Raw genomic sequence first — 25,340 nt, 5'->3', positions numbered from 1 at the left:
GAACAACAGGTATGGCTACAAATGGAATACAGACATAAGCAAAGAGCCTATGATATAAAGCAAAGATCACCATAAAGCTAACTTGTCAAAGTAGAATTACTACTAAAATTCCCTTTACTTTGCAGGGAATTTTATGAATAAAGTAATAACAAATGCCTACGAAGGCGTAAAAGACATAAGCGATGGAGCAACCATTATGCTCGGTGGTTTCGGGCTGTGTGGTATACCCGAGAATTGTATCGCGGCCCTGGTGAAAGCAGGTATAAAGAACCTAACTTGTATTAGCAATAATGCAGGGGTCGACGATTTTGGAATAGGACTGCTGTTGCAAACACGTCAAGTAAAAAAGATGATAAGCAGTTATGTGGGCGAGAATGCCGAGTTTGAACGCCAACTATTAAGTGGTGAACTGGAGGTAGAACTAATACCCCAAGGAACTCTTGCAACACGCTGCTGGATGGGCGGTGCAGGCATCCCTGCTTTTTACACACCCGCTGGATTTGGTACCGAGGTAGCCGAAGGAAAAGAAATTAGAGACTTTGACGGCAAACCACACTTAATGGAAACATGGCTGCGTGCCGACTATGCCATCGTAAAAGCATGGAAAGGCGATTACCATGGCAACTTAATATATAGAGAAACTGCCCGCAACTTTAACCCCAGTATGGCCATGGCAGGTAAAATAACCATAGCCGAAGTAGAAGAACTGGTGTCCGCTGGCGAGCTCGACCCCGACCAAATACATACTCCCGGCATATTTGTGCAACGCATATTTAAGGGTGTGGATTATGAGAAAAGAATTGAGCAAAGGACGGTAAGGAAGAGGAGTTGAATAATTACGATTAACGTCCGCCGCGGCGGAACGATTTGCTGACGAGGGTTTAAGCTTTTTGATCGGGCGTTCGCCGAGGCGAACGCCCGATGTGGGGGAAGAGGGGTAAATAATTGCGATTGACAATTGACAATTTGCTCTCAATAATTTTTTAATTCACTTTCTAATCTTTCAACTTCATTTTCCCAATTTCGAATTACTATATATTGCTGTCTTAATTCTTCCTGTTTTGCATATGCGGAACGCAAAAGTTTAAACCTTTCTATTTCAGCTATTTTTTCTTTCTCAACTCTCAATGTTGTTACAGCATTATCATATTCTATTTTTAATTGTTGTTTTTTAATTTCTCTTTGCAGTCTTAATTGTTCATTTTCTTTATTTTTTTCTTCGGTTTTTCTTTGGTTTTCTGCATCCTCTAGCTGATTTTGTTTAACCTTCTGTTCCTCTAGGGCGTTGTTTTGTTCTTCCAATTTTTTTTCTAATTTTTTTCTAGTTTTTCTTGTTTTGCTGCTTGGTTGTTATTTACAACAACTTCTATTATCGTTATAATAAGTAGAAGCGAAATTATTATTATAACATTGCGATGTTTTCTAATAAAAGGCTCTTCATCTTTTGGAATTTCAGGTTCCTTTGTTTTACTGATAGGCAAAGGCGGTGTGGCTTCCTGAGTAGAAGATGTTGCAAAAAATACAGGGGGGACGCCTTTAAATAACTCTGATAATTCTTCTACCTCTGTTGCTTGTTTCCATCCTTCCATTCCTTCGCACCAAACCATCGTGTCTCTTTTAATTCATGAAAGGTCGTCGAGTGAAAATGATCCTTTTTGCTTATCTTCATCGTAAGTGTAAAATTTTTTCATAATAGTATATTTAATTTGAGTTTATTTAGACCACAAATGTATTCCTAAAAAAATAAACATTTCTCTCCCAAAAAAATCCTGTTAATCCATTTATCGGCCTTTCGCCGCGGCGAACGTGATTCAGACAAAAATAAGATAGCTAAGATGCAGAGGCTAATCAGGCGTCAGCGTCACCCTGAACTTGTTTCAGGGCCTCAAACCCATGGGGCAATTAGGCTATTCATCGGTGAGATCCTTAAATAAATTCAGGATGACGACGCTACGCGGGGCTAACTCATTCGGCAAAAAGCATCAAAGCGTCAGCGAAATCAGACGTCAGCAACTTCACCCTCTCACCATTATAAGAAGTATTTGTTAATGACTACAAAAGCGTAATTCGTAATTCTAAATTCGCAATTATTGCACCTTCACCTTCCTCACCTTCCCTTCCCTCACCAACGTCTCCAAACTATCAGGCAAAGGATTACTATAATACTTCATCTTAGCCAAAGTATCAGTAGGTACAATATATAAAGTGTCATTTGTTTGAGCAGCCTTAAGTAAACTATCACGGCTGTTTATATAAGTATTACTTAAATCTTTATAATACTCCCTTTCGTCATTATCAATCTTTTGTTTACTATGCGAGTATATTATATAAGCAACACACATCACGGTACTCACTATAAAAAAGACCATTACCACTTGTACTGTTTTTATTTGTTTGTTGTTGAGCATGTATGCGGCAAAATTAATGTAAAGCAAGGAATAGCAGGGTTGTATAATTAATTTAGTTAAATAATAGATTCTGAAACATTCACTCGCAAATGCTACTGCAACATTCAGGCGTCAGCCCAAATCCAGAATCCCAAATCCGAATTCCCCTACCTTTGCAGCAAATAACAAAGATGGAAATTACCGTAAAACAATTGCTGCAAGCCCTTAGCAATGTAGATGACCCCGACTTAAAAAAGGATATCGTTACCTTGGGCATGGTGCAGCAGATAGATATCACCCCCACCAAAATATACTTTGAAGTGGAGCTTACCACACCCGCATGCCCCATGAAAGATATGATACAACACGCTTGTACCACTGCTGTTCGCCACTTTATAAGTAAAGATATAGACCTTGAAATAAAGATGACCAGCCGTGTAACAGGGCAAGAGCGTAGCGAACTTAAAGGTATTAAAAACATTATAGCTATCGCCTCAGGCAAGGGTGGCGTGGGCAAGTCGACCATCGCCGTAAACCTCGCACTCTCGCTGGCAAAAACGGGTGCAAAGACAGGTTTGTTGGATGCAGATATTTATGGCCCTTCTATTCCCACCATGCTTGGTTTGCAAAGAAGTCCGCTTGAGATGCGTGAAGTGAATGGCAAAAACTTAATGGTGCCCATTGATAAGTTTGGTATTAAGGCTATCTCTGTTGGTCTCATATTAGAACCCGGACAAGCCGTGGTGTGGCGTGGCCCTATGATATCGGCAGCCCTACGTCAACTAATGAACGATGTAGATTGGGGCAATTTGGATTACCTTATTATAGATCTTCCTCCTGGCACTGGAGATATCCAATTAACCCTTTGCCAAAACTTTCCGCTAACAGGAGTTGTTTTAGTTACAACCCCACAGCAAGTCGCCCTCGACGATGCAGAAAAAGCAGCAGCCATGTTCAATATGCCTATGATAAAAGTACCCTTACTTGGCGTAGTAGAAAACATGTCGTGGTTCACCCCACCTGAGTTACCCAACAATAAATATTATATATTTGGCCAAGGTGGTGGGCAGAAATTAGCTACGCAATTCGATATAGAATTGTTGGGGCAAATACCCCTCTCAATCCCTGTAGGTAAAGCTGGCGACGAAGGAGTACCAATCGTTGCATCTAATGATATTTTGTGTAATGCCTTTAATGAATTGGCTGGGCAGGTGGCAAGGCAAGTATCTATCATAAACAACATCAAAACACAAAATATAGTTAGCGTATAAAATGTCATTCAAATTATGTAATTTTGAATCCCCAAAATGCAACAAGAATTAAGACCCCGAATAGAAGAAGCTCTCAATGCGATGAGACCTTACTTGATAGCCGATGGCGGCAATGTAGAACTGGTAGATATTACCCCAGAAATGGTAGTAAAACTTAGGCTGACAGGTTCGTGCAGTAGCTGTGATATAAGCAATATGACGATGAAAGCAGGATTGGAAGAAGGAATCCGCAGGGCCATCCCCGAAATTCAATCTGTAGAATCAGTATAATAGTGTTATGGTTTTCAAATCCAAAAATTCTAATCCTTGCTGCAACCTTATTCATTCAAAACAAGTTATTATATATATTGAATGCTAGAAATACCTGTAATTGATAACGAACCTCCAAGGACAAAGAAGCCCGATTGGTTAAAAGTAAAATTACCTACTGGCCAAAACTATCTCAATGTGAGAAAGTTGGTCGATGAATATAAACTTCACACCATTTGCGAAAGCGGCAATTGCCCCAATATGGGCGAGTGCTGGGGAGCAGGTACTGCTACTTTTATGATACTTGGGAATGTGTGTACCCGCTCTTGCTCGTTTTGTGCAGTAGCGACGGGACGACCCACTGAATATGATTTAGATGAACCAACCCGTGTAGCTGAAGCTATCAAACTAATGGGCGTAAAACATGCCGTTATCACTTCGGTAAATAGAGATGAATTAAAAGACAAAGGTGCACTCGTTTGGGCCGATACTATTCGATTGGTGAAAGAACAAAACCCAATGACCACGATAGAGACTTTAATTCCAGACTTTCAATCAAAGTGGGATTTATTATATCAAGTAATAGACGAAAAGCCTGAAGTGGTTTCGCACAATATGGAAACCGTGAAAAGATTATATAAGAAAGTACGACCTCAAGCTAAGTATGAGCGTAGCTTGGAACAAATAAGACTAACCAAAGAAAGAGGCCGACGCACCAAATCAGGAATTATGCTAGGTGTGGGCGAAACCAAAGAAGAAGTGTTTGAAGCTATGGACGATTTGGCAGCACACGGCTGCGATGTATTAACCCTGGGTCAATATCTGCAGCCCACCAAAATGCACTTGCAAGTAGAGGAGTTTATACACCCCGATATATTTGCGATGTACAAAGAAGAAGGACTGAGCAGAGGCTTGCAGTACGTTGAGTCGGGAGCCTTAGTAAGGTCGAGTTATCACAGCGAAAAACATTTATAAGTTTGATTGGTATTGAAAAATGCCGTTAATTTGAAACCACTTTTATAAAAAATAGATATGAATAAAATTACGATTTGGATTGGAGCTATTGTACTAGCAGGGGGCTTTGCATTAGGAACCTTTATTAATGAAGGCAAAGATTACACACCACGCAAATCACGCTTGCAAATAGAGGGCGGTGGCGAAGAATGGGAAGAACGTTCAGCCACAGCCTATGCAGAGATGATGCACAAATTAAGGGCTAACCAAATTACCAATAAGGTTGACCCCAAAGATGTATATAATGCCATTCGCCAAGCTGATGCGTTGATAAGCCAACGTGCCACGAAATGGCCATTGGAATGGCAAGAAAAAGGCCCCGACAATGTGGGCGGACGTACGCGTTGCATATTGGTTGACAATCAAGACCCGACTCAAAAAACGTTATACGCTGGGGCGGTGAGTGGTGGTCTTTGGAAAACAACTACTGCGGGTTCATCTTGGCAAAGAGTTAATACCAAAAACAACCACAACTGCATAGTTAGCATTACACAAACACCCAATGGAGATATATATTATGGAACTGGAGAAAATGGTTTTATGGGTTATCCTGGTGGGATAGGTGAAAGTGGTTTTAATGGCGGAGGTATTTTTATGATGAAAAATGGTGGGTCTAGTTTTGATTTACTTTCTAGTACCAACCCCAATACCTATTCAACTTTCTCTTCTATACAATCAATGGGGTCGGATCCTACCAACGATAGGGTTTACGTTGCGGCTGCAGGTGGTTATTATTACAGTGAAGATTATGGAAAAAACTGGAAAAAAGCAACTGGAAGTCCAAATGCAATGTGTTTGGATTTGAAGGTTGCAAGCAATGGTAAAGTTTTCGTTTGTACAAGCACTGGAATATTTAGAAGTGACGATGGCAAATCGCCCTTTTCTAAAGTAAGCAAATCGCCAATGGGCAGTACCACAAATAGAATTTCAATTGCCTTAGCACCTTCAAACCCCAACTATATTTATGCAATGGCTTCTGCTGCTTCTAGTAATAGGTTGGAGGGAATCTACCAATCGAAAGATGCTGGCGACACTTGGACTAAAATTGCCTCAGGTGCATCTTCGCCTGCCGACTTTGACCCATTATCAAATGGCCTTCAAGGGCAAGGAACTTGGAACAATGTAATTGCCGTTGATCCTACTGACCCGGAGCGAATATTTGCCGCTGGAGTTGACTGGTGGGAATGGCAAGGGCCAGGCAGGGGCACAAATTCAGGTTGGAATAAAACTGCTCTAACCGGGGCAAGCGAATTCAGCCCTTATTATATACATGCTGATAAACACGCTATTGTGTTTACCAATATAGATGCACAGAATAAAAAATTTAATACCTATATAGGTTCCGATGGAGGTATCGGAAAATCGACAGACGGATGTAATTCTTTCTTCACAGCTAACAAAGGTTATAATGTCACTCAATTTTATGATGTGGCAGCCGACTGGCGGGGTCATATTGTAGGTGGCTCACAAGACAATGGTACACAATATATCAATGGTAGTCGCAATACAGCCAAAGGTGCTGTTGAGATAATGGGTGGCGATGGCTTCCAAAGCGAAATATCGCATATCAATCCCGATATTATGTTTTACAGTACTTATTATGGCAATGTAAGAAGATCTTTAACTGGTGGTACCTCAGAAGATTTATTTTTCGATTGCGACATGATAAATAAAGTTGATCCTAAATTTGGGTCGGCAGCGGGTTTATCAAAATGTGCCGATAAAACGAGCAACTTTAGCAAGATATTCAATACACCTATTTTGTTCCGAGAACATTACCAAGATTCATCATCCATATTTGCAGTGGGCATGAACAGTACTAATGGAAATGGCGGTGCTATTTTCATAACTCGTGAAGCTTTGGTGAAAAACAAATTAAGCAATGATGGAAAACCACAATGGTTCCGATTGGCAGAGGGGTTGAATAACGACCCAAAAAGTATTGGTATAAGTAGCAACTGGAATAATCTTTATTGTGGCACTTATAGAGGAGATTTATATAGGTTTGCAGGATTAAATTCTGCTACCTACACTGATTCACCTCGCACTGTTACTGGTGTAACTGTTAAAGAAATAAGCAATAACCTGCCCAATGGCCGTATAATTACCAGTGTTGAAGTAGACCCTAACGATTCAAATCACATGATTGTAACAATGGGAAACTATGGAAATAGTTCTTATATATATGAAACTCACAATGCTTTAGATACTGTAGCAGCTAATGTTACCTTTACATCTATACAGAGCAACTTACCACTAATGCCAGTGTATGATATTTCCATTAATGTAGACGACAGCAAAAAACTAGTTGCCGCAACCGATTTAGGTATTTGGACCAGTAATGATGGTGGACAAACATGGGTAGAAGCCAATACAGGAATGGAACGTATTCCAGTGTTTAGTATCAAACAATATGAAGACCGTCCCTGGATGGGCCCTACATTTTATATAGGTACTCATGGTCGTGGTTTCTTTATGAGCAATAGCCAAGTAACTAGTATTGCCGAGCCGCAAACAACGGAAAACACAGCAAATCTGAGTGTATATCCTAATCCTGCTTCTGATAATATTAACCTTAGCTTTAGTCTGCAAAAAACTTCCAATGTATTTATTTCAGTGGTCGATTTAAGCGGCAAGCAAGTATTCAATACGGAGCTATATAGTATAGCAAACGGCAACCAAAACATACCCATCAATATTTCTGATTTAAAAGCTGGAACCTATTTGGTCTTCCTCAAACAGAGTGGGCGACAGGAAGTAAAGAAATTTATTAAATTATAATAATACTATTAATGAAACAAAAACCCCAACCATGCCGTAAATATGGTTGGGGTTTTTGTTTTGGTCTCATATTTGAACCCTGACACGATATGCAAAAAATAAAACTATTAGTCCTGTTTATTGGATTTACACAATTTGGATTTGCAGGTGATACAAGTAGTGTATTCCCTAAAAAATTATATCCCGAGCCGCAACATGGGCGTACCGAAATGATTATAGCGGATGTCCTGTCACATAATCATTATAATAGGATTGTGATAGATGATAATTATTCTCTAAAAGTATATGAAAAATATTTGCAAACACTGGATGATGGGAGGCAATATTTTCTGCTTTCTGATATCAAATCTTTTGATAAATATAAGACCCAACTGGATGATGAACTGTTGTCGGGCAATAGCGAAGCGGGTTTTTATATATATAATACGCACTTAATTAGAATAGCTAGTAGGGTCGATTTTGTTAAGAACTTGCTTAAAGACACTTTTAGTTTTAGCAAGGAAGATTATTTTCAATTCGATAGAGAAAAGTTGCCTTGGTTCGAGGACGAAGCGGAACAGAATATTTGGTGGACTAAGAAAGTAAAATATGAAGCACTACTAATGAAATTGTCTGGCAAAAATGGTTCGGAAATAAATGAAACTTTGTTGAAACGATATAATAATTTTCGTACGCAAATGTCGAAAATAAAAAGCGAGGATGCCTTTTCTTCCTTTATGAATGCCTTTACGGGTTGTGTGGATCCGCATACAGATTATTTTTCGCCCCGTGTTGCAGAAGACTTTCATGTAAACATGTCGCAGCAGCTTAAAGGCATTGGAGCCACACTCACACTCGATGGAGAATATACCAAAGTACGCGAACTAGTGAAGGGTGGCCCTGCCGATAGAAGTAAAGCTATTTTTGATGGTGACAAGATTGTGGGTGTAGGGCAAGGCAAAGAAGGAGAATTGGTTGATGTAGTGGGGTGGCGACTGGATGATGTGGTTGCTCTTATAAGAGGAGAAAAAGATACTTGGGTAAAACTGCAAATTATACCCAAAACCGCTGGTCCAACTGATCCAAGAAAAACCATTGAAATTAAAAGAGATATTATTAGACTGGAAGAACAACGTGCAAAATGTGAGATAAAAAATTTGAAACGGGGTAAAAAAGATTACAAAATTGGCGTCATTAATTTGCCCGTATTCTATCAAGGAACTACTGCCGATGTAAAAAAATTATTGGACTCTTTGAAGGGTGAGAAAATACAAGCACTCGTTTTCGATTTGCGTAATAATACTGGAGGTTCTTTACAAGAAGCGATAACCTTATCCGGATTATTTATAAGGAAAGGGCCAGTGGTGCAAGTAAAAAACCTTTATGGACAAATAGAAGTTGATGAAGACCGAGATACCAATCTAAATTATGCAGGCCCCATGACTGTGCTAGTAAATCGTGGCAGTGCTTCTGCATCAGAAATTTTTGCTGCTGCATTGCAAGATTATCATAGGGCTTTGATAGTAGGTGAGCGTACTTATGGCAAAGGAACAGTGCAAAACCTATTGGACATGAATCAGTTCAGTGAGAGCAATGTGGCCGGCCCTAAAATGGGAGAAATAAAACCCACCATTGCCAAGTTTTATAGAATTACCGGTGGCAGCACACAGCACCGAGGTGTAATACCCGATGTACAATTTCCTTCTTTAATAGACTCAACCTTGTTTGGCGAAAGTGCCGATCCTTATGCGTTGCCGTATGATGAAATTCCTCCGTCACAGTTTGTGCAGTACACCGACCTTGATAAATTTAAAACCTCTTTATTAGACGACCATCAAAAACGGATGGACAATAATACTGAATTCTTATACTTGGAGGAAGACTATGAAGAAAAAGAAAAACAGAAAGAAGAAAAACTTCTACCCTTGCTACTAACTGCCGCACAAGCCCAAGTAGATAAGCGTAAAGAAAAAGAAAATGTGAGGAATGCCAAACGCAAACTCGATAAAAGTGCAAAGGTTGAAAAAACAAAAAATGGTGAAGAAGAAATTAGCGATGCTGGCAAATATGATTTGATAATGGACGAAGGAACACAGATTTTGGAAGATTACCTCGAATTGGCAAAATCAACAAACAAATGATTTGTGTACTATCATAATTAACCGATATTTGCAGTCAGTTCTTGGTCCCGTAGTTCAATGGATAGAATAGAAGTTTCCTAAACTTTTGATGTGAGTTCGATTCTCGCCGGGACTACTCTATTGAGTAGCTAATATATAATATCTGTCGTTGAATGAAGGTAAATTTATTCACCCTTTCACATCCCACACATCTCGCAAGCCCATTCCCACATAATTAAATGCCATTACTAAAAACATGATAGCTAGTCCTGGTACCATTGCCAAATAAGCATGATCCATTACCACATAATTATAATGTTCTTTAATCATCATTCCCCATGATGGTTCTGGTGGTTGAACACCCAATCCCAGAAAACTGAGACCTGCTTCTAATAATATAGCGGTAGCAAAATTTGCTGCACATATTACTACCAAGGGTCCGGTTACATTGGGCAATATATGTTTGAATATGATGCGGGTATTGCTGGCTCCAATTGTGCGAGCTGCTTCAATATATTCTTTTTCACGTATGCTAAATACTTGCCCACGGACAACCCTTGCTACCTCTACCCACATGGTTAATCCTACTGCTACAAATACTTGCCAAAAACCTTTGCCTAATGCCAATGTAATAGATACTACAATTAGCAAAGTGGGCAACGACCAAATCACATTGATCAACCAACTTATTATATAATCGGTGGAGCCTCTATAATAACCTGCAAGTAATCCCAATACCAAGCCAAGCAATAATGAAATAGAAACTGCAATAAAACCAACCGACAATGAAACCCTTGCACCAATAAGAAGTCGGCTTAGTAAGTCTCGTCCAAATCTGTCTGTTCCCAATATATAATAATTGGTTTTTATTGGTTCGGTTATATTATATAATTTGTCGAAGGCAACTGTATGATATATATGGGTGGTATCGTCAGTGGTCGTATACTCGGCATACTCAAGTTTTTTATTATTTTCGTTGAGTTGATATTTTTTCATGGGCTTAAATTCAAACTCTTGCTCTTTTCCGTTCAATAATATAGCAAATAGATTTTGAGCAATGGGTTTTTCTTTTTTAAGTAATACCCCGTCCACTTTAAAACCGGGCTTCTGCAAGGCTATCAACAACTGTATATCATTACCATTTGCAGAATTATCGGGAGCTATTATATACGCAAATACAGAAATTAAAATACATAATACAATCCATCCCAATCCAAAGACTGCGAGTTTATTCTTTTTATATTTATTCCAAAAATCTTTCATTATGCATTACAGCCAGAAGACCGAAGATCGAAGACGGAAGTTTTGCTGAAGCCACGGACGTATGGCAACTTCTGTTTTCCGTCTTCTACCTTCTGTCTCTTATTTGTACTCATAAAAACCCTTCCCTGTTTTGCGGCCGTGGTTGCCAGCATCTACTAGCTGTTGTTGTATTCTGCTAGGGCGAAATTTTGCGTCTTGGTAAAATAAATTATATATAGAATTAGTCACTGAAAAATTAACATCCACTCCTATTAAATCCATCAATTTGAAGGGACCCATTTTGAACCCTGCATTTTCCATTAATATATCTATTGTTTCGATAGCAGCTATATTTTCTTCGGCAATTTTTAGGCTCTCTACATAGTAATGGCGGGCAACTCGGTTCACAATAAAACCTGGAGCATCGGATGCCATGATGGGAGTTTTGCCTGTAAGTTTCATCAAATCATAACATATTTGAGCGATATTTTTATTGGTTTGCACGCCAGCAATTATTTCAACCAATTTCATAATATGTGCTGGGTTGAAATAATGAACTCCCAACACCCGCTCAGGATTGGAGATACCGTTGGCTATTTTGGTAATTGGTATTGTGCTTGTGTTCGTAGCAAATATGCAATCCGAACTATTATAGTTTGCCAATAATTTAAAAAGTTCTTTTTTGGCATTTTCATTTTCTATAATGGCTTCTATAATAAAGTCGGCAATAACCATCTCTGCCTGCGTTTCAAAGCTCACCCTATTAAAAATATTTGCTTTGTCAACAGCAGATATTTTTGCTTTGCTCACCAAGAAATCCAAATTTGTAGAAAGTATTATTTTCGCTTTTTCTAACGCCTCTGCATTTACATCAAACAATACAACAGGATAATTATGCTGTGCAAAAACTTGTGCAATGCCCACACCCATAGTGCCTGAGCCTATTACTGCGATTGCTTTTATGTCTTCTAATTTTTTCATATATATACTTTAATACCTCTTCAATAAACTCAGCTTGACATCATCCTCCAAATCTCCATCTAATCCCAAATCTAATAGCTCGTGGTTGCATAGGAAAAGCAGTGGCGGAGTAGTATTGTTCGGGCAAGAACTGGTATTGCGTGGGTAGTCCCCACAATGCGTGTTCAAGTTTTAAATATAGTTGTACTTGATAAATTTCTGCATTAAAAAATAAATCCATCAAAGGATAATTGCCTGTCATATGTCTATTATCGAAATAGAATACGCCAGCCACTGGATTCCATAGGTAGGATTGAATTTGTGAGAACCAAAATACATCCACACCAACCTGATAGTTCATCGGACTTTTGAAATACTTGCCCACATAATACACGGATGTTTTTGTCGCATATTTTGGTAAGCGTAAATAATAATTATCACTCACAAAATTATAATTTGCATTAAAGTTAAAACCAAAGTGTTTGCGAAACATTCCAGTAAGCGAATAATTAACGGTAGTGCCGGTAATCGTGCCCTTATATTGTGTAGGCATTGAAAGCGGATTATAATATACATAGTTTTTGAGCATATAATAATCGAAACTTAAACTTTGCTTGAAAAAAGTTTTATGATTTCCATTATTGGAAAACAAATTCGTGATGTTAAATTTTAAGTTTGCTAGCTCTACTTTATCTAGGCTTGTATGCCAATTATAATGATTCGAATAAAAGCTTTTAGCTAGGTAATCTGCTTCGTTTTTTGTTGTAGTTACATTTAGCCAAAGAGACAGGTATTTAATTGGTTTAGCACCCGTATCTCGTTTAAATAAATCCTTGGTCAATGATAAATTTATATGATAATCATTTTGGTTGTATCCATTTAAGTAATAATACCCTTTGCCAGAAAGTTTGAATAAATTAGATATGGATTTAGATAAATCACCCCCAACCTTTATGTTATTAAACATCGCTTTATTAGAATCCCTAATGCTATAATAACTATGATCTACATACAATGAATAATGCAAACTTTTCATATTTGCATCATTATCATATATTGGTGCAAAAACCAGTCTATTGCTTAACCTGGTTTCTGTAACAGAATCGCTAGATGCAGCATTATAATTACGATACGGATAAGTTAAACCATCAATTGAATCATCGCTATATAGATGTTTAAAGGTATAAAAGGTTGTATAATGGGTAAGTCTGTACTTATATTGTTTCTTGGCAATAGTATCCGATTTTTCCTTCCTTTTACCAAACGAGACTCCTTGAACAAACTGAATTTGCTTCGAGCTTAATTTGCTCAGGGCATTATTCAAATTAACGGGCAAATAATTACGGAAATCGAATGCGGTTGAATCAAAGTTGCCTGTGTCTTGTATACCCCCGTTATGTTCAATACTGCCTTTAGAAAACGCAATACGGTATACCAAGATATAATTGCTGTCTTTATTATATATATTTCCCATTATTTGTGTGTTATACCAATCCGTGTTTTGGTGCAGATAATTACCCGTACTACCCAGCCTATTGAGTACCAAAGCAAAGGGATATTTTTTTTTGATATATTGCGTATGTACCAAATCTAGACTCACCACTCCATTCGATCGTAAACCTTGCATATATTTAATATCGGTACACGAATTTTTATGGGGCACTATATACATAAACTCATCAGGATTTATCATATAGTTTTTATAAGGGCTCAGCCCTAAATTAAATCCAGAATTTATTTTTACTCCATCTAACGAAAGCCAAGGTTGGCCTATATTTCCAAGATTTAGATTGGCATTATTTCTTTTATAGATGGGAGAAAATATTTGTACATTATTAAGTGTGGTATCAGAAAATTCAAAATCATTGGAGAGCGTTCTGCTGATATCAGTATTATAATATTTGATGGAACTCCTTTGCGAATATGCAACTATACTTGATAACATTAATATCAAGTATAAGAACACAAACTTTACTGTTTTATGCATATTGTAGTTTTGTATCACACGTGTGCCATGCAATGTTGTATGATACTATCGAATATATAACAACCATCGATATTATACAATACTTCATTGGCAGCCCGCTCAGGGTGAGGCATCATACCAAAGACATTCTTCTGCTCGTTACATATTCCTGCAATATTATATAATGATCCATTGGGATTTCCATCGGGTGCAATATCTCCTTTTTCTGTACAGTATTTGAAAATAATTTGCTGGTTGTTTATGATATTGTTCATCGCTACTTCATCAGCATAAAACCTTCCTTCGCCATGGGCAATCGGTATTTTCAAAACCTTTTCTTTTGGAATACCCATTGAGAATGCGGTTTGACTGTTTTCAGTTCTAAGATATACATTTTCGCATTTGAACAATCTATGTTCGTTGCGAAGCAAGGCTCCAGGCAATAAATTGCTTTCGCACAATATCTGGAAGCCGTTACAAATCCCCATTACAAATCCGCCATGATTAGCAAAAGCAATTACCTCTTGCATAATAGGCGAGTGACGGGCAATAGCCCCTGACCTTAAATAATCGCCATGCGAGAAACCACCCGGCAATACGATAAAATCGCAGTTTTGCAAGTTCTGATCCTTGTGCCAAAGTTTTACAACTTCTTGTTTGTAGCGGCCGCGAAGCACTTGTATCATGTCATCATCGCAGTTACTGCCTGGAAAAATTACGACTCCTATTTTCATATTTGTTGGTTTAATTACTGCAAATTTTACGAAAGAAATTTGTTTTTACAAAAACATGCTCACTTTTGCAACCTTAAGTCTGCAAATTTCGTCTATAAAACACCACACATGAAAAAATTATTATACTTTTCTTTTTTATTATTTTCCTTGCAACTCAAAGCCCAATATGTTGACCCCAATTCCGGACCTTCCCACATACTGCGGAACGGCTACCACATGGAGTTTAAGGTAGATGGGTTCAAGGGCAAAAAAGTGTATTTGTGCAGCATTTATGGCGAACGTATTCAACCTGTTGACAGTGCTGAGAACCACAACGGAGCCTTCAAATTTGAGCGGAAAAAAAAACTTTCAAGCGGGCAATATCGCGTTTATTTGGACACGATCGATTTTTTCGATATCGTTTTTAACCAAGAAGATATGGAAATGCATACCCACATGGATTCTTTGATTAGTGCAATGAAAGTGCTAAAGTCGAACGAGAATTATTGCTTTTACTTATACTTGAAACGCACTTTGCCAGTGGATGAAATGATTGGAATGATAAGCCAATATAGCGACTCCAGCGAGCAGTGGAAAGGCGAAACGGTAGAAAAATTGTTGGTGGAGAAGAATGTATATACCCGAGAATTGATTTTCTCTTGCAACCGAACCTTGGCTTCTCGTATCATTCGCTCCTATATAACACCCACACCTTCCACCTACGATATGTCCGAACGGGTAAAATATAATAGCCGTACAGAATTTTTGAGAGTCCACTTTTTCGACAATATTGATTTTACAGATACCCTATTGTTGTATACTGAATCTGTATATAATTCGGTGAGATATTATATGGAATATTTGATGGAGAAAAAAGATGATTCAGATTATATAATAACAGCCGATTATATAATGGGCATGGTGGGCAAAAATCCACAAATGTATAAGTATGTGCTCGACCTCATGGTGGGGCAATTTGAAAACTCAAGACGTGATGTACCTTATGCTTATATCAGCGAAAAATATTTATTGGGCGAGGGGTGCAGCGAGGGAGATGCAAGATACCAAACAGTTTCTGAAAAAATAAAGACCATTAAGAAAACAGTTCTTGGTGCTATTGCTCCTGACTTAGAATTGCCCAATGCAAAAAACAATATGATAAAACTGAGTGAAGTAAAATCACCTTGGTTGCTTGTTTTCTTTTGGAGCACCCATTGCAAATACTGCAAAAGGTCGGTTGCTGAACTCACTTCATTATATAAAACATATAATCCAAAAGGGTTCGACATATATGCCGTGAATGTAGATTCTAGCAAACAAGAATGGCTCAATACTTTGGGTATTATCAATAACAAATGGTATCATACATGGTCACCAGGAAAGTATAATGATGCTATTAAGGATTATGATGTATTTGTTACGCCAAAAATGTTATTATTGGACGAAAACAAAAAGATTATATATAAGCCACGCAACACCGCCGAATTGAAGGAGTTATTGGATACTTATTTGGGTGGGAAGACGAAGTGATGGGACAGCACACCGTCATTCTGAGCATCCCGAATCTTATTCGGGAGCGAAGAATCTCTAAAAGTTAGACGAGACAATAATTTAGTATTTTATTCGTTTATTTGTTGAAGGAATTATAAATCTGTTATGAAATTTATTTTGCTTTTTTTATGTGTAACTACAGTGGAATTATTTGATATCAATGCACAAATAAAAACAGAGAATTTACAAGATGCTGTGATAGCACTTGATAAACTGGATGTACTATATTCTCCGTTCGAAAACCCATTATCTGTGTCAGTCTCAGGACCGTTACAAAAAGATATCATATTCAAAGGTTCTGAAGGTGTTAAATTTGAAAAGTTGAGAAATGGCCATTATATGGTTCAAGTTTATCCTATTCCTCCAAATGAAAAGGTAACTATTACAACATTTGTGAAAGGTATTCCGAGAGGTAAAAAGACATTTAGAGTTGAAAAAACTCCCAAACGGATATCCATGTTTGGAAATATACAAAGTGGTAAAATAACTGTAGCAGAGGTACTTTTGCAACAAAATATACATTATGGTTTTTGGCCAAACTTTGCTTTTAATTATTCCTATTCAGTTACTAAATATACAATAATATATAATACCAAAATAAAAAATGATAACGGTGAGTATTCTATTCGCACTAATTCATTTGCCGAATATGGCTCTGTAATTACTCTTCGAATTAAAGAAGCATTATTAAAAGTCAAATCTGGAGATAAAATAAATATAATAGGAATACAAGCTATGGGTTCAGGAAAATCAGGGTTATGGAGCGGCTTCCAAAAATTCATTTGGCAGTTGAGTGATATTATTATTGTCTCCGTGCTCAAAAGATTCTTTGCGGGAAGCCCGCTCAGAATGACGTACTATATGTATTAATACTCCATCAACTTCTTCAACGCCACTTCAAATCTTTGTTGCGGGAGAAACTGCTCTTCCAAATGTTTGGCTAAGGGAACAGGTGAGTCCAAACTTCCAACTCTTATAACAGGTGCATCCAAATGCTCGAAACAAATTTGTGATACATGTGCCGCAATCTCTGCTCCTATTCCGCCCGTAAAAGTATCTTCATGATATATTATACATTTTCCTGTTTTCAATACCGCTGCTTCCACTGCTTCTTGATCCCAAGGCATCAGGGTTCTTAAGTCAATTATCTCCGCATCGATTCCCAATTTTTCGACGCTTTGTTTCGCCCAATGCACCGCTGCTCCATAACATATAATAGTTACGTCATTTCCATCTCTTACCGTACGTGCTTTTCCTATGGGCAATGTATAATATTCATCAGGAACATTCTCTTCTAATTCTGGCAATCTATATAAATGTTTGTGCTCAAAAAACATCACAGGATTTGGATCATTGATGGCAGCAGCCAATAATCCTTTTGCTTCGATAGGCGAAGAAGGATATATAATTTTTAAACCGGGCACATGAAAAAACCAAGCCTCCGTACTCTGACTGTGAAAGGGACCAGCACCTACGCCAGCCCCTGTGGGCATGCGAACTACAATTTCTGCGTTTTGCCCCCAACGGTAATGACTTTTGGCAAAATTATTTACAATCTGATTGAAACCACAACTCACAAAATCAGCAAATTGCATTTCAACCACAGCTTTCATTCCTTTAATACTCAATCCGTATGCAGCACCTAAAATTGCACTTTCACACAGTGGTGTATTGCGAACTCTGCCCTTGCCAAACTGCTCTACAAATCCTTGCGTTACTTTAAAAACACCACCATATTCTGCCACATCCTGACCCATAATAATCAGGTTTTCGTGCTTCTCCATACTTTGGCGTAACCCATCAGAAATGGCGTCTACCAAGCGTTTTGGAGTTTTGGCTGTATCACTAGGTAAATGTGTAATATCTGTTGAAGTGTCTGCTACAGTATGAGCATATATATCTGCAAGTTCATGTTCTATACTACTGGTAACTTCGGGCATAGCAAATACTTCTTCTAAAGCAATCTCCATTTCATTTTTTATTTCACTGCGATATTGTTCTATAATATTTGTAGTGAGAATATTTTGATCGATCAAATAATTTTCATAATTACTCAAAGGATCTTTTACGGCCCATTCATCAATCAAATTTTGCGGTACATATTTGGTTCCACTAGCTTCTTCGTGGCCACGCATTCTAAATGTCATACATTCCACCAATACAGGCCTGGGGCGGTTACGCATCGATACGGCAAGGTTGCGAATAGTATCATATACATCCAATATATTATTGCCATCTACCCGCTGTGTTTCCATTCCATAACCTACACCTTTATCCGTAAAATATTTATGATGGAATTGTTCATTTTGTGGGGTCGATAATCCATAACCATTGTTCTCAATCAAAAATATAACAGGCAATTCCCACACCGTTGCTACATTTATCGCTTCATGAAAATCGCCTTCGCTGGCACCACCATCGCCACTAAAAACTATGGATATTTTCTTTTCTTCTTTCAGTTTGTGAGCGAGTGCAATTCCATCGGCCACGCCAAGCATAGCACCAAGGTGCGATATCATTCCTATAATATGATACTCTTGTGTACCGAAATGGAATGAACGGTCACGGCCTTTGGTAAATCCTTCGTACTTGCCTTGCCATTGTGCAAAGAGTTTTGTTAAAGGAATTCGACGGGTGGTGAAAACACCGAGGTTGCGGTGTAGTGGTAATATATATTCATCGGGCTGCAAGGCGTATGTTGCACCCACAGAAATGGCTTCTTGCCCAATGCCCGAAAACCATTTGCTTACCTTTCCTTGCCGAAGCAGAATAAGCATCTTCTCCTCTATTATCCTTGGCTTGAGCAGGTTGCGGTATAGTTGCAACAACAGCTCATTATCGTACATTTTTTTATTGAATTGCATTGGTGCAAAGTTAAGAATGAAACAAGGGCTCTTGTTAAAAAAAAATTGACGATTTGTGATTGTTTTTGGTTTTGAATTACATTTGCTTTTTGAAAAACTAAATTTATGAAATATATAAAAATTCTTGTTAACTTTATGATATGAAAAACAAAACACAAATATTAACTATAATACTATTTTTTGCCATAACTTTTGCTGAAGCACAAATGCCTGAGTTAATACCTTATTGTAAAGGAAATCTATGGGGTTACTGCGATTCAGCAGGATTGATAAAGATACAGGTACAATATGATTATGCGGAGTTATTCCAAGACAATTCTTACAGAATCCTATCAAACAAGAATAATAAATCAGCATATTTTAACACTGCCATAGTAAGTTTGCCTGATATAGATAGATATGATATAATTAGTTTTACTGGAAAACTTATAGAAAAAACATAGAATTCGAATCACCAGACATTCATGCCCACACAAGAGAAAGTCCACTAGAGGGAGTATAAGAAAATAAACTTTATGGTTACAAAAATTTAAAGTCTCATAAAATATTAATAAAACCAATTTATCACGATATAAAATGGGAGTTAGACGGGGTAGTATGTGTTATGAAAAATTACCTATGTGGATTGATTGATACAGCTAAAAATCAAATTTTACCGCTGGAATATAACGAGATTAAAAGACTTGGATTGATATCAAATATTGTGATGTTAGAAAAAGAGCGGAAGTGGGGATTATATAGTTTTGAACAAGGACTTATCTTGCCAATTAAATACAATCTGAGATTTTGTGAAATAAAAATGACTAATTACAAACATTATTTTTTAGAAGCTTCTGAAATAACTAATCACAATACCTTGACGGATACAACAGGAAAACTATATACTTTCAAAAAGACTTTACATCATAATAGTGGGAAATATAATACCAATTCTTAAACTAAAATAGTTCTCCGCCTGTGGCGGATTTAGTTTTTAGAATGGTAATACCGAACTACACCCCGAAAGCCCCGCTTAATCCCGATAATTATCGGGATGCAGGGTGATTAGTCCCTTTCTTTTGGACTATTATATAGTGAGTGTCGGTATAACACGCTTTACAAGGTAGATATTTGTGATGGAATTCTAATGACCTATGCAGGTGAAAATAGTTTGGTTGGTTTATTAAGTACTGATGAGAAATATTATATAGAAGCAAAATATAAAGGAGTATATTTTACAGAAAATAGCTGTTTGCTTGAAATCGAAAGACTAAATGGAAAGAGATTTTACGTCAGTATTTATGGCAAAGAATATTATACTGAGTAGGTATTCAAATATATTATTTAACCGCAGTATTACACAGAGTGAGGCACAGTTCGCTGGCGGCGAAGCACAGAGGTAGTCTAATTTTTGCCTCCCAAATCTTCTCTCCTTCCCTTAATTTTGCAACCCAAATTAAGAAAAAAAGAAGATGTATAAAGTAGCTGTAGTTGGTGCCACAGGACTGGTGGGAAGCAAAGTGTTGCAGGTATTGGAAGAGCGTAACTTTCCAATAGATAAATTAATACCCGTTGCTTCTGCCAAGTCTGTAGGGAATATCGTAACCTATCAAGGCAACGATTATCCTATCATTAGTATGGAGGATGCAGTTGCTGCTCATCCTGATATTGCCATCTTCTCAGCAGGTGGATCGGTGTCGAAAGAATGGGCTCCCAAGTTTGCTGATATAGGATGTTATGTGGTTGATAATTCTTCTGCGTGGCGTATGGAAGAAGGAATACCTTTGGTAGTGCCCGAAGTGAATCCAAATGATATAGAAAAAGATAAATATATAATAGCCAACCCCAATTGCTCAACCATACAAATGGTGGTAGCGTTAAAACCTTTGCACGATGCTTTTAAAATAAAACGAATCGTGGTAAGTACCTATCAATCTGTTACAGGAACGGGCGTGAAGGCTGTGGAGCAAATGGAAAATGAACGCAAGGGAGAGATAGGCCTTATGGCATATCCGCACAAAATTGACCGAAATGTTTTGCCGCATATCGATGTATTTATGGATAATGGTTACACCAAAGAAGAAATGAAAATGGTGAACGAAACCAAAAAAATTATGGGTGATGATAGTATCCAAGTAACCGCTACCACCGTGCGTGTACCCGTAACTGGCGGCCATAGCGAAGCAATTAATATAGAATTTGAACAACCTTATGACATTGAACAAATATATGAATTGCTTAATAATGCTCCCGGTATTATAGTACAAGATAAACCACAAGAAAATATATATCCGATGCCTTTAATCAGTCACGATAAAGACGAAGTATTTGTGGGCCGTATACGCCGTGATGACACGATTGCCAATGGTTTGAACATGTGGGTAGTGAGTGATAATTTACGCAAAGGTGCTGCTACTAATGCGGTGCAAATAGCAGAAGTTTTAGTTGCCAAAGGTTGGTTAGAAAAATAATTATATAATATGAATATATTAATACTGGGAGGAGGAGGACGTGAACATGCCTTTGCATGGAAACTAAAACAAAGTCCACTGTGCGAAAAGTTATATATAAGTCCGGGAAATGCAGGTACTACTACATTAGCTGAAAATATTATATTAAACGGCTTTGAAGAAATTGGAAATTTTTGTATAAAAAACAATATAGAATTAGTAATAGTTGGTCCCGAAGAACCTTTGGTGAATGGAATTGTAGATTATTTCTATAGTACCGATTCTTTAGAAAATATCCCGATTGTTGGCCCTACAAAAGCAGGAGCATTATTGGAAGGGAGCAAAGAATTTTCAAAGGGTTTTATGGAGCAATATCATATACCCACTGCAAAAGCTTTCAAAGCAAATAAAGATAATAAAGCCGAAGCAATTGTATATATAAAAGCAATGAACTTACCCATTGTGGTAAAGGCTGACGGATTGGCTGCAGGCAAAGGCGTTATAATATGTAGCACTTATGAAGAAGCAGAAGCAGAATTATTAGAAATGCTAGATAATGATAAATTCGGACAAGCAGGAAGCAAAGTTTTATTGGAAGAATTTTTGGAGGGAATCGAGCTCTCAGTTTTTGTACTGACTGATGGAAAACACTATCATATATTGCCTACCGCCAAAGATTATAAACGCATAGGCGATGGTGATACAGGACCTAATACTGGCGGGATGGGAGCGGTGTCTCCCGTTTCTTTTGCCGATGCTGCATTTATGCAAAAAGTAGAAGAACTCGTTGTAAAACCAAGTATTAATGGTTTGCAAAAAGAAGATATAGATTATAAAGGTTTCTTGTTTGTAGGTATTATGAATGTAAAGGGAAATCCATTTGTAATAGAATATAATTGTCGTATGGGTGACCCAGAAACAGAGGTGGTTTTACCTCGATTGGAAAATGATTTGGTGGAATTGATGTTAGCTACCCACCATCAAAAATTGGACGAGCATACAATAATAGAGCGTCCCGGTTTTTGTACAACAGTTGTTTTAACAAGTGGAGGTTATCCAGGAAACTATGAAAAAGGAAAAGAAATAAGCGGTTTGCAAAAGGTGTTGGATGCGATTCCCTTTCATGCAGGCACCACAACTCACAATGGTGGTACTGTTACCTCAGGTGGGCGTGTGCTGGCAGTCTCTGCATTTGGAGATACTCTGCCCGAAGCCTTAGAGAAATCTTACAAAGCTGCTGCTAATATTGATTTTGAGGGGAAGTATTATAGAAAAGATATTGGACAGGATTTGATGTAGCACAACAAAAATAAAAACACTATTTTTGCCCACAGAATCATGCATTTACTCTTTAACCACGAAATATTCTTCAACCAAAAATTTGGCGGTATCTCTCGCATGCAAGCTGAGCTAATTAAAGGATTGCCCGATTATAGGGATATTACGGTAGAAGAGTGTGTATGGTATAATTTGAATTACCATTATTATAGAAACAGAGTCAAATTTTTCGATAATCTTGTTTTTAAATTTGACAAGATGGCCAAAGGTCGTTTGCTCGACCCACTCAAAATCCTAAACCAAATGGATTTGAACCGCCGACTTCGCAAAGGAAATTTCGATTATTATATACCCACTTATTATAGTACTGATTTCTTAAAACATATAGGAAACAAACCTTTTATTTTAACGGTATATGATATGATACACGAAATTTATCCTGAGCATTTTCCCAGAGACAAAACTACAATTCCCAATAAGAAAGAATTATTATTAAAAGCAAAAAGGATTGTTGCAATATCGCACAGTACCAAAAATGATATATTAAAATTCTATCCGCAAATTCAACCCGACACCATTGATGTCGTTTATTTGAGCCATTCGATGGATAGGACTAAAGATGACAAAGTAAGCGGTTTGCCCGAGAAATATATATTGTTTGTGGGCAATAGAAAACATTATAAGAATTTTAAATTATTAGTGGATGCTGCTAAAGATATTTTGAATAAAGATAGTTCATTACACATGGTTTGTACCGGTGATGCATTTACGCCACAAGAGCAACAAATGTTTGCAGAATATAATATCACCAATCAAATGCATTATGTGAGACCGACAGATAAAGAACTATATTGTTTATATAATAAATCACAGGTTTTTGTTTTTCCCTCATCATACGAAGGCTTCGGTGTACCAGTGGTTGAAGCCATGTATAGTGGCACTCCGGTTATATTAACAAATCGTTCTTCATTTCCTGAAGTAGCAGGTGATGCGGGGATATATTTTGAAGATGGAGATATACAAACACTCACTTCACAATTACAAAAAGTATTATATAATACTGATTTCAGAAACCAAATGATAGAAGCTGGATATAAACAAGCAGATAAATTTAGTTGGCATAATACGGTGAAAGATTTCTATCATACTGTTAAAACCCTATCATCATGAAGACAGCAATCATCACAGGGATTACGGGGCAAGATGGAGCCTACCTTAGCAAACTATTGCTGGCCAAGGGATACAAAGTAATTGGCCTAGCACGCAGTACCAATAAAGAAGGCCTGAAAGGACTGGCACATTTGGGTATTTTAGAACAAGTTACTATTATAGAATGCGATTTGATTGATATTACCCAAATCATTAAAATACTGAACCAATACCAACCAACAGAAATATATAATTTGGCTGCACAAAGCTCCGTTTCGCAGTCGTTTGCCAATCCTATTGCCACATTTAAATTTAATACCATTTCAGTTTTTAATTTATTGGAAGCAATTAAAATCACCAATTCAAAAATTAAATTCTATCAAGCATCAAGCAGCGAAATGTATGGCCGTGTGCCAGAGCTGCCCATCAGAGAAAATACAGTTTTCCATCCCTTGAGTCCTTATGCAATTTCAAAAGCATCGGCACATTGGATTTGTGTAAACTATCGTGAAAGTTATAATATGTTTATTTGCTGCGGTATTTTATTTAACCATGAATCCTATTTGCGTACCGAAAGTTTTTTTGTGAAGAAAATTATTACCCAAGCTATTAAAATTAGCAAAGGGGAACAAGAGCAATTAAATGTGGGAAATATAGATATTATGCGTGATTTTGGCTATGCCCCACGCTATGTAGAAGCGATGTATTTGATGATGCAAAAAGAAACATCTAACGACTATCATATATGCTCGGGAAGCCCCGTATCGCTGAGGGATCTGATAGAGTACACATTTAACAAACTACATATTCCACATTCTAAAATACATATAGATACTAACCTATTCCGGCCTGCCGAAATAGAAAATATATATGGAGCTAATGATAAAGCAAAAACCGAATTAGGTTGGGATTATAATCTTTCTGCTTATGATATGTTGGATTTATTGATTGAGGAGGAAACAGAAAGTATAAAGCATAAAGTATAAAGTATATAGACTATACATTATACCTCGATTTAACAACTCTATGTATGCACAAGTCATAGCTATCGGGATGCAGACTTCTATCCCTCACGCACCCTGTATAAAACAAAACAACCCCTACTCCCGATACCCACCCGAGCCGTCCGCGATAGCCCCGCGGCGGCGGCGGGATGCAATCGGCTTGCTAAAGGAAGTGGGTTTGTAACCCAACAATAGACCTCTTTCATAATTCGATTCTAATAAATATAAAGGTTTGAAACACGAATTTTAAAACTTAGAATGCTGCCCTTTTTTATTTACAGCACCCCGCTGCGGCGGGGTGGCAAAATAACAGCTCCCAAAAAATATAATTTGATAAATACTTTCCTTAACTATGAAAAATGCATACGAGTAGAAAGCTGTTG

Annotated in this window: 23 protein-coding genes and 1 tRNA gene; 16 read left to right on the top strand and 8 right to left on the bottom strand. The window is 37.6% G+C overall.

The window, feature by feature from the left end:
- Nucleotides 1-133: 133 nt before the first annotated feature.
- Nucleotides 134-832, top strand: a complete 699-nt coding sequence (locus SGJ10_03595; protein ID MDZ4757209.1) for a CoA transferase subunit A — start codon at nt 134-136, stop codon at nt 830-832.
- 140 nt (nt 833-972) lie between these two features.
- Here the strand turns inward: SGJ10_03595 and SGJ10_03590 are convergent, their stop codons facing one another.
- The 3 genes from SGJ10_03590 to SGJ10_03580 form a co-directional block, all read right to left on the bottom strand.
- On the bottom strand, nt 973-1,302 hold the full coding sequence (locus tag SGJ10_03590) for a hypothetical protein (protein MDZ4757208.1): 330 nt from the start codon (nt 1,300-1,302) through the stop codon (nt 973-975).
- Between the two features lie 8 nt (nt 1,303-1,310).
- Entirely contained in the window at nt 1,311-1,622 is a 312-nt protein-coding gene (locus tag SGJ10_03585) for a DUF4339 domain-containing protein (protein MDZ4757207.1), read from the bottom strand.
- A gap of 465 nt (nt 1,623-2,087) precedes the next feature.
- Nucleotides 2,088-2,408, bottom strand: coding sequence for a hypothetical protein (locus SGJ10_03580; protein ID MDZ4757206.1), 321 nt, complete (start codon nt 2,406-2,408; stop codon nt 2,088-2,090).
- Nucleotides 2,409-2,578: 170 nt separating this feature from the next.
- Between SGJ10_03580 and SGJ10_03575 the strand changes: the two genes are divergently transcribed.
- From SGJ10_03575 to SGJ10_03550, 6 genes are all read left to right on the top strand, one after another.
- A complete protein-coding gene (locus SGJ10_03575; GenBank protein ID MDZ4757205.1) occupies nt 2,579-3,658 on the top strand; it encodes an Mrp/NBP35 family ATP-binding protein in 1,080 nt (359 codons plus the stop codon).
- A 36-nt stretch (nt 3,659-3,694) separates the two neighbouring features.
- On the top strand, nt 3,695-3,928 hold the full coding sequence (locus SGJ10_03570) for a NifU family protein (GenBank protein ID MDZ4757204.1): 234 nt from the start codon (nt 3,695-3,697) through the stop codon (nt 3,926-3,928).
- 81 nt (nt 3,929-4,009) lie between these two features.
- Nucleotides 4,010-4,882, top strand: a complete 873-nt coding sequence (gene lipA, locus SGJ10_03565; protein ID MDZ4757203.1) for a lipoyl synthase — start codon at nt 4,010-4,012, stop codon at nt 4,880-4,882.
- Between the two features lie 57 nt (nt 4,883-4,939).
- The gene (locus SGJ10_03560; protein MDZ4757202.1) at nt 4,940-7,702 is read left to right on the top strand and encodes a T9SS type A sorting domain-containing protein; all 2,763 of its coding nucleotides are present in this window, start codon (nt 4,940-4,942) and stop codon (nt 7,700-7,702) included.
- 89 nt (nt 7,703-7,791) lie between these two features.
- Complete coding sequence (locus SGJ10_03555) at nt 7,792-9,822, top strand: carboxy terminal-processing peptidase (protein ID MDZ4757201.1); 2,031 nt, start codon at nt 7,792-7,794, stop codon at nt 9,820-9,822.
- 43 nt (nt 9,823-9,865) lie between these two features.
- Nucleotides 9,866-9,937: transfer RNA gene (locus tag SGJ10_03550), tRNA-Arg, on the top strand.
- A gap of 53 nt (nt 9,938-9,990) precedes the next feature.
- Here SGJ10_03550 and SGJ10_03545 read toward each other — a convergent pair.
- From SGJ10_03545 to purQ, 4 genes are all read right to left on the bottom strand, one after another.
- Nucleotides 9,991-11,064, bottom strand: a complete 1,074-nt coding sequence (locus SGJ10_03545; GenBank protein ID MDZ4757200.1) for an ABC transporter permease — start codon at nt 11,062-11,064, stop codon at nt 9,991-9,993.
- Nucleotides 11,065-11,163: 99 nt separating this feature from the next.
- Nucleotides 11,164-12,024: a 3-hydroxyacyl-CoA dehydrogenase NAD-binding domain-containing protein gene (locus SGJ10_03540; protein ID MDZ4757199.1), complete on the bottom strand. Its 861-nt coding sequence runs from the start codon at nt 12,022-12,024 to the stop codon at nt 11,164-11,166.
- 40 nt (nt 12,025-12,064) lie between these two features.
- The gene (locus SGJ10_03535; protein MDZ4757198.1) at nt 12,065-14,008 is read right to left on the bottom strand and encodes a putative porin; all 1,944 of its coding nucleotides are present in this window, start codon (nt 14,006-14,008) and stop codon (nt 12,065-12,067) included.
- Nucleotides 14,005-14,703, bottom strand: a complete 699-nt coding sequence (purQ, locus tag SGJ10_03530; GenBank protein MDZ4757197.1) for a phosphoribosylformylglycinamidine synthase I — start codon at nt 14,701-14,703, stop codon at nt 14,005-14,007. The genes SGJ10_03535 and purQ overlap by 4 nt, the downstream gene beginning before the upstream one ends.
- A gap of 108 nt (nt 14,704-14,811) precedes the next feature.
- Between purQ and SGJ10_03525 the strand changes: the two genes are divergently transcribed.
- Together SGJ10_03525 and SGJ10_03520 are read left to right on the top strand one after the other, a co-directional pair.
- The gene (locus tag SGJ10_03525; protein MDZ4757196.1) at nt 14,812-16,212 is read left to right on the top strand and encodes a redoxin domain-containing protein; all 1,401 of its coding nucleotides are present in this window, start codon (nt 14,812-14,814) and stop codon (nt 16,210-16,212) included.
- A 126-nt stretch (nt 16,213-16,338) separates the two neighbouring features.
- Complete coding sequence (locus SGJ10_03520) at nt 16,339-17,103, top strand: GldM family protein (GenBank protein ID MDZ4757195.1); 765 nt, start codon at nt 16,339-16,341, stop codon at nt 17,101-17,103.
- Here the strand turns inward: SGJ10_03520 and SGJ10_03515 are convergent.
- Entirely contained in the window at nt 17,100-19,097 is a 1,998-nt protein-coding gene (locus SGJ10_03515; GenBank protein MDZ4757194.1) for a dehydrogenase E1 component subunit alpha/beta, read from the bottom strand. The genes SGJ10_03520 and SGJ10_03515 overlap by 4 nt on opposite strands.
- Before the next feature lie 140 nt (nt 19,098-19,237).
- Here SGJ10_03515 and SGJ10_03510 point away from each other — a divergent pair, with 140 nt between their 5' ends.
- The 7 genes from SGJ10_03510 to SGJ10_03480 all read left to right on the top strand — a co-directional run bounded on the left by SGJ10_03510 (nt 19,238) and on the right by SGJ10_03480 (nt 24,939).
- Complete coding sequence (locus SGJ10_03510; protein MDZ4757193.1) at nt 19,238-19,540, top strand: WG repeat-containing protein; 303 nt, start codon at nt 19,238-19,240, stop codon at nt 19,538-19,540.
- Between the two features lie 161 nt (nt 19,541-19,701).
- Nucleotides 19,702-20,034 (top strand): hypothetical protein, encoded by a 333-nt coding sequence (locus SGJ10_03505; protein ID MDZ4757192.1) that lies wholly within the window; start codon nt 19,702-19,704, stop codon nt 20,032-20,034.
- 189 nt (nt 20,035-20,223) lie between these two features.
- Nucleotides 20,224-20,403 carry a hypothetical protein gene (locus SGJ10_03500; GenBank protein MDZ4757191.1) on the top strand — a complete coding sequence of 60 codons (180 nt, stop codon included), beginning with the start codon at nt 20,224-20,226 and terminating at the stop codon, nt 20,401-20,403.
- Nucleotides 20,404-20,548: 145 nt separating this feature from the next.
- On the top strand, nt 20,549-21,547 hold the full coding sequence (locus tag SGJ10_03495; GenBank protein MDZ4757190.1) for an aspartate-semialdehyde dehydrogenase: 999 nt from the start codon (nt 20,549-20,551) through the stop codon (nt 21,545-21,547).
- A 9-nt stretch (nt 21,548-21,556) separates the two neighbouring features.
- On the top strand, nt 21,557-22,825 hold the full coding sequence (purD, locus tag SGJ10_03490) for a phosphoribosylamine--glycine ligase (protein ID MDZ4757189.1): 1,269 nt from the start codon (nt 21,557-21,559) through the stop codon (nt 22,823-22,825).
- Between the two features lie 39 nt (nt 22,826-22,864).
- Nucleotides 22,865-23,974 carry a glycosyltransferase family 1 protein gene (locus tag SGJ10_03485; protein MDZ4757188.1) on the top strand — a complete coding sequence of 370 codons (1,110 nt, stop codon included), beginning with the start codon at nt 22,865-22,867 and terminating at the stop codon, nt 23,972-23,974.
- On the top strand, nt 23,971-24,939 hold the full coding sequence (locus SGJ10_03480; protein MDZ4757187.1) for a GDP-mannose 4,6-dehydratase: 969 nt from the start codon (nt 23,971-23,973) through the stop codon (nt 24,937-24,939). Before SGJ10_03485 ends, SGJ10_03480 begins: the two co-directional genes overlap by 4 nt.
- The last annotated feature ends 401 nt before the right edge of the window (nt 24,940-25,340 follow it).

The organism is Bacteroidota bacterium (assembly GCA_034439655.1).
Classification (GTDB): Bacteria; Bacteroidota; Bacteroidia; order UKL13-3; family UKL13-3; genus CANJUD01.
Note: the sequence above shows the minus strand (reverse complement) of the source record. Positions and strands in the feature narration are given on the sequence as shown.

Excerpts from the sequence above, each read along its gene's own strand:
- SGJ10_03480 (MDZ4757187.1), top strand. The coding sequence starts at position 23,971 with ATGAAGACAGCAATCATCACAGGGATTACGGGGCAAGATGGAGCCTAC.
- SGJ10_03505 (MDZ4757192.1), top strand. The coding sequence starts at position 19,702 with ATGAAAAATTACCTATGTGGATTGATTGATACAGCTAAAAATCAAATT.
- SGJ10_03560 (MDZ4757202.1), top strand. The coding sequence starts at position 4,940 with ATGAATAAAATTACGATTTGGATTGGAGCTATTGTACTAGCAGGGGGC.
- SGJ10_03515 (MDZ4757194.1), bottom strand. The coding sequence starts at position 19,097 with ATGCAATTCAATAAAAAAATGTACGATAATGAGCTGTTGTTGCAACTA.
- SGJ10_03580 (MDZ4757206.1), bottom strand. The coding sequence starts at position 2,408 with ATGCTCAACAACAAACAAATAAAAACAGTACAAGTGGTAATGGTCTTT.
- purD (MDZ4757189.1), top strand. The coding sequence starts at position 21,557 with ATGAATATATTAATACTGGGAGGAGGAGGACGTGAACATGCCTTTGCA.
- SGJ10_03510 (MDZ4757193.1), top strand. The coding sequence starts at position 19,238 with ATGAAAAACAAAACACAAATATTAACTATAATACTATTTTTTGCCATA.
- SGJ10_03485 (MDZ4757188.1), top strand. The coding sequence starts at position 22,865 with ATGCATTTACTCTTTAACCACGAAATATTCTTCAACCAAAAATTTGGC.
- SGJ10_03555 (MDZ4757201.1), top strand. The coding sequence starts at position 7,792 with ATGCAAAAAATAAAACTATTAGTCCTGTTTATTGGATTTACACAATTT.
- SGJ10_03525 (MDZ4757196.1), top strand. The coding sequence starts at position 14,812 with ATGAAAAAATTATTATACTTTTCTTTTTTATTATTTTCCTTGCAACTC.
- lipA (MDZ4757203.1), top strand. The coding sequence starts at position 4,010 with ATGCTAGAAATACCTGTAATTGATAACGAACCTCCAAGGACAAAGAAG.
- SGJ10_03540 (MDZ4757199.1), bottom strand. The coding sequence starts at position 12,024 with ATGAAAAAATTAGAAGACATAAAAGCAATCGCAGTAATAGGCTCAGGC.
- SGJ10_03520 (MDZ4757195.1), top strand. The coding sequence starts at position 16,339 with ATGAAATTTATTTTGCTTTTTTTATGTGTAACTACAGTGGAATTATTT.
- SGJ10_03570 (MDZ4757204.1), top strand. The coding sequence starts at position 3,695 with ATGCAACAAGAATTAAGACCCCGAATAGAAGAAGCTCTCAATGCGATG.
- SGJ10_03595 (MDZ4757209.1), top strand. The coding sequence starts at position 134 with ATGAATAAAGTAATAACAAATGCCTACGAAGGCGTAAAAGACATAAGC.
- SGJ10_03575 (MDZ4757205.1), top strand. The coding sequence starts at position 2,579 with ATGGAAATTACCGTAAAACAATTGCTGCAAGCCCTTAGCAATGTAGAT.
- purQ (MDZ4757197.1), bottom strand. The coding sequence starts at position 14,703 with ATGAAAATAGGAGTCGTAATTTTTCCAGGCAGTAACTGCGATGATGAC.
- SGJ10_03545 (MDZ4757200.1), bottom strand. The coding sequence starts at position 11,064 with ATGAAAGATTTTTGGAATAAATATAAAAAGAATAAACTCGCAGTCTTT.
- SGJ10_03500 (MDZ4757191.1), top strand. The coding sequence starts at position 20,224 with ATGACCTATGCAGGTGAAAATAGTTTGGTTGGTTTATTAAGTACTGAT.
- SGJ10_03495 (MDZ4757190.1), top strand. The coding sequence starts at position 20,549 with ATGTATAAAGTAGCTGTAGTTGGTGCCACAGGACTGGTGGGAAGCAAA.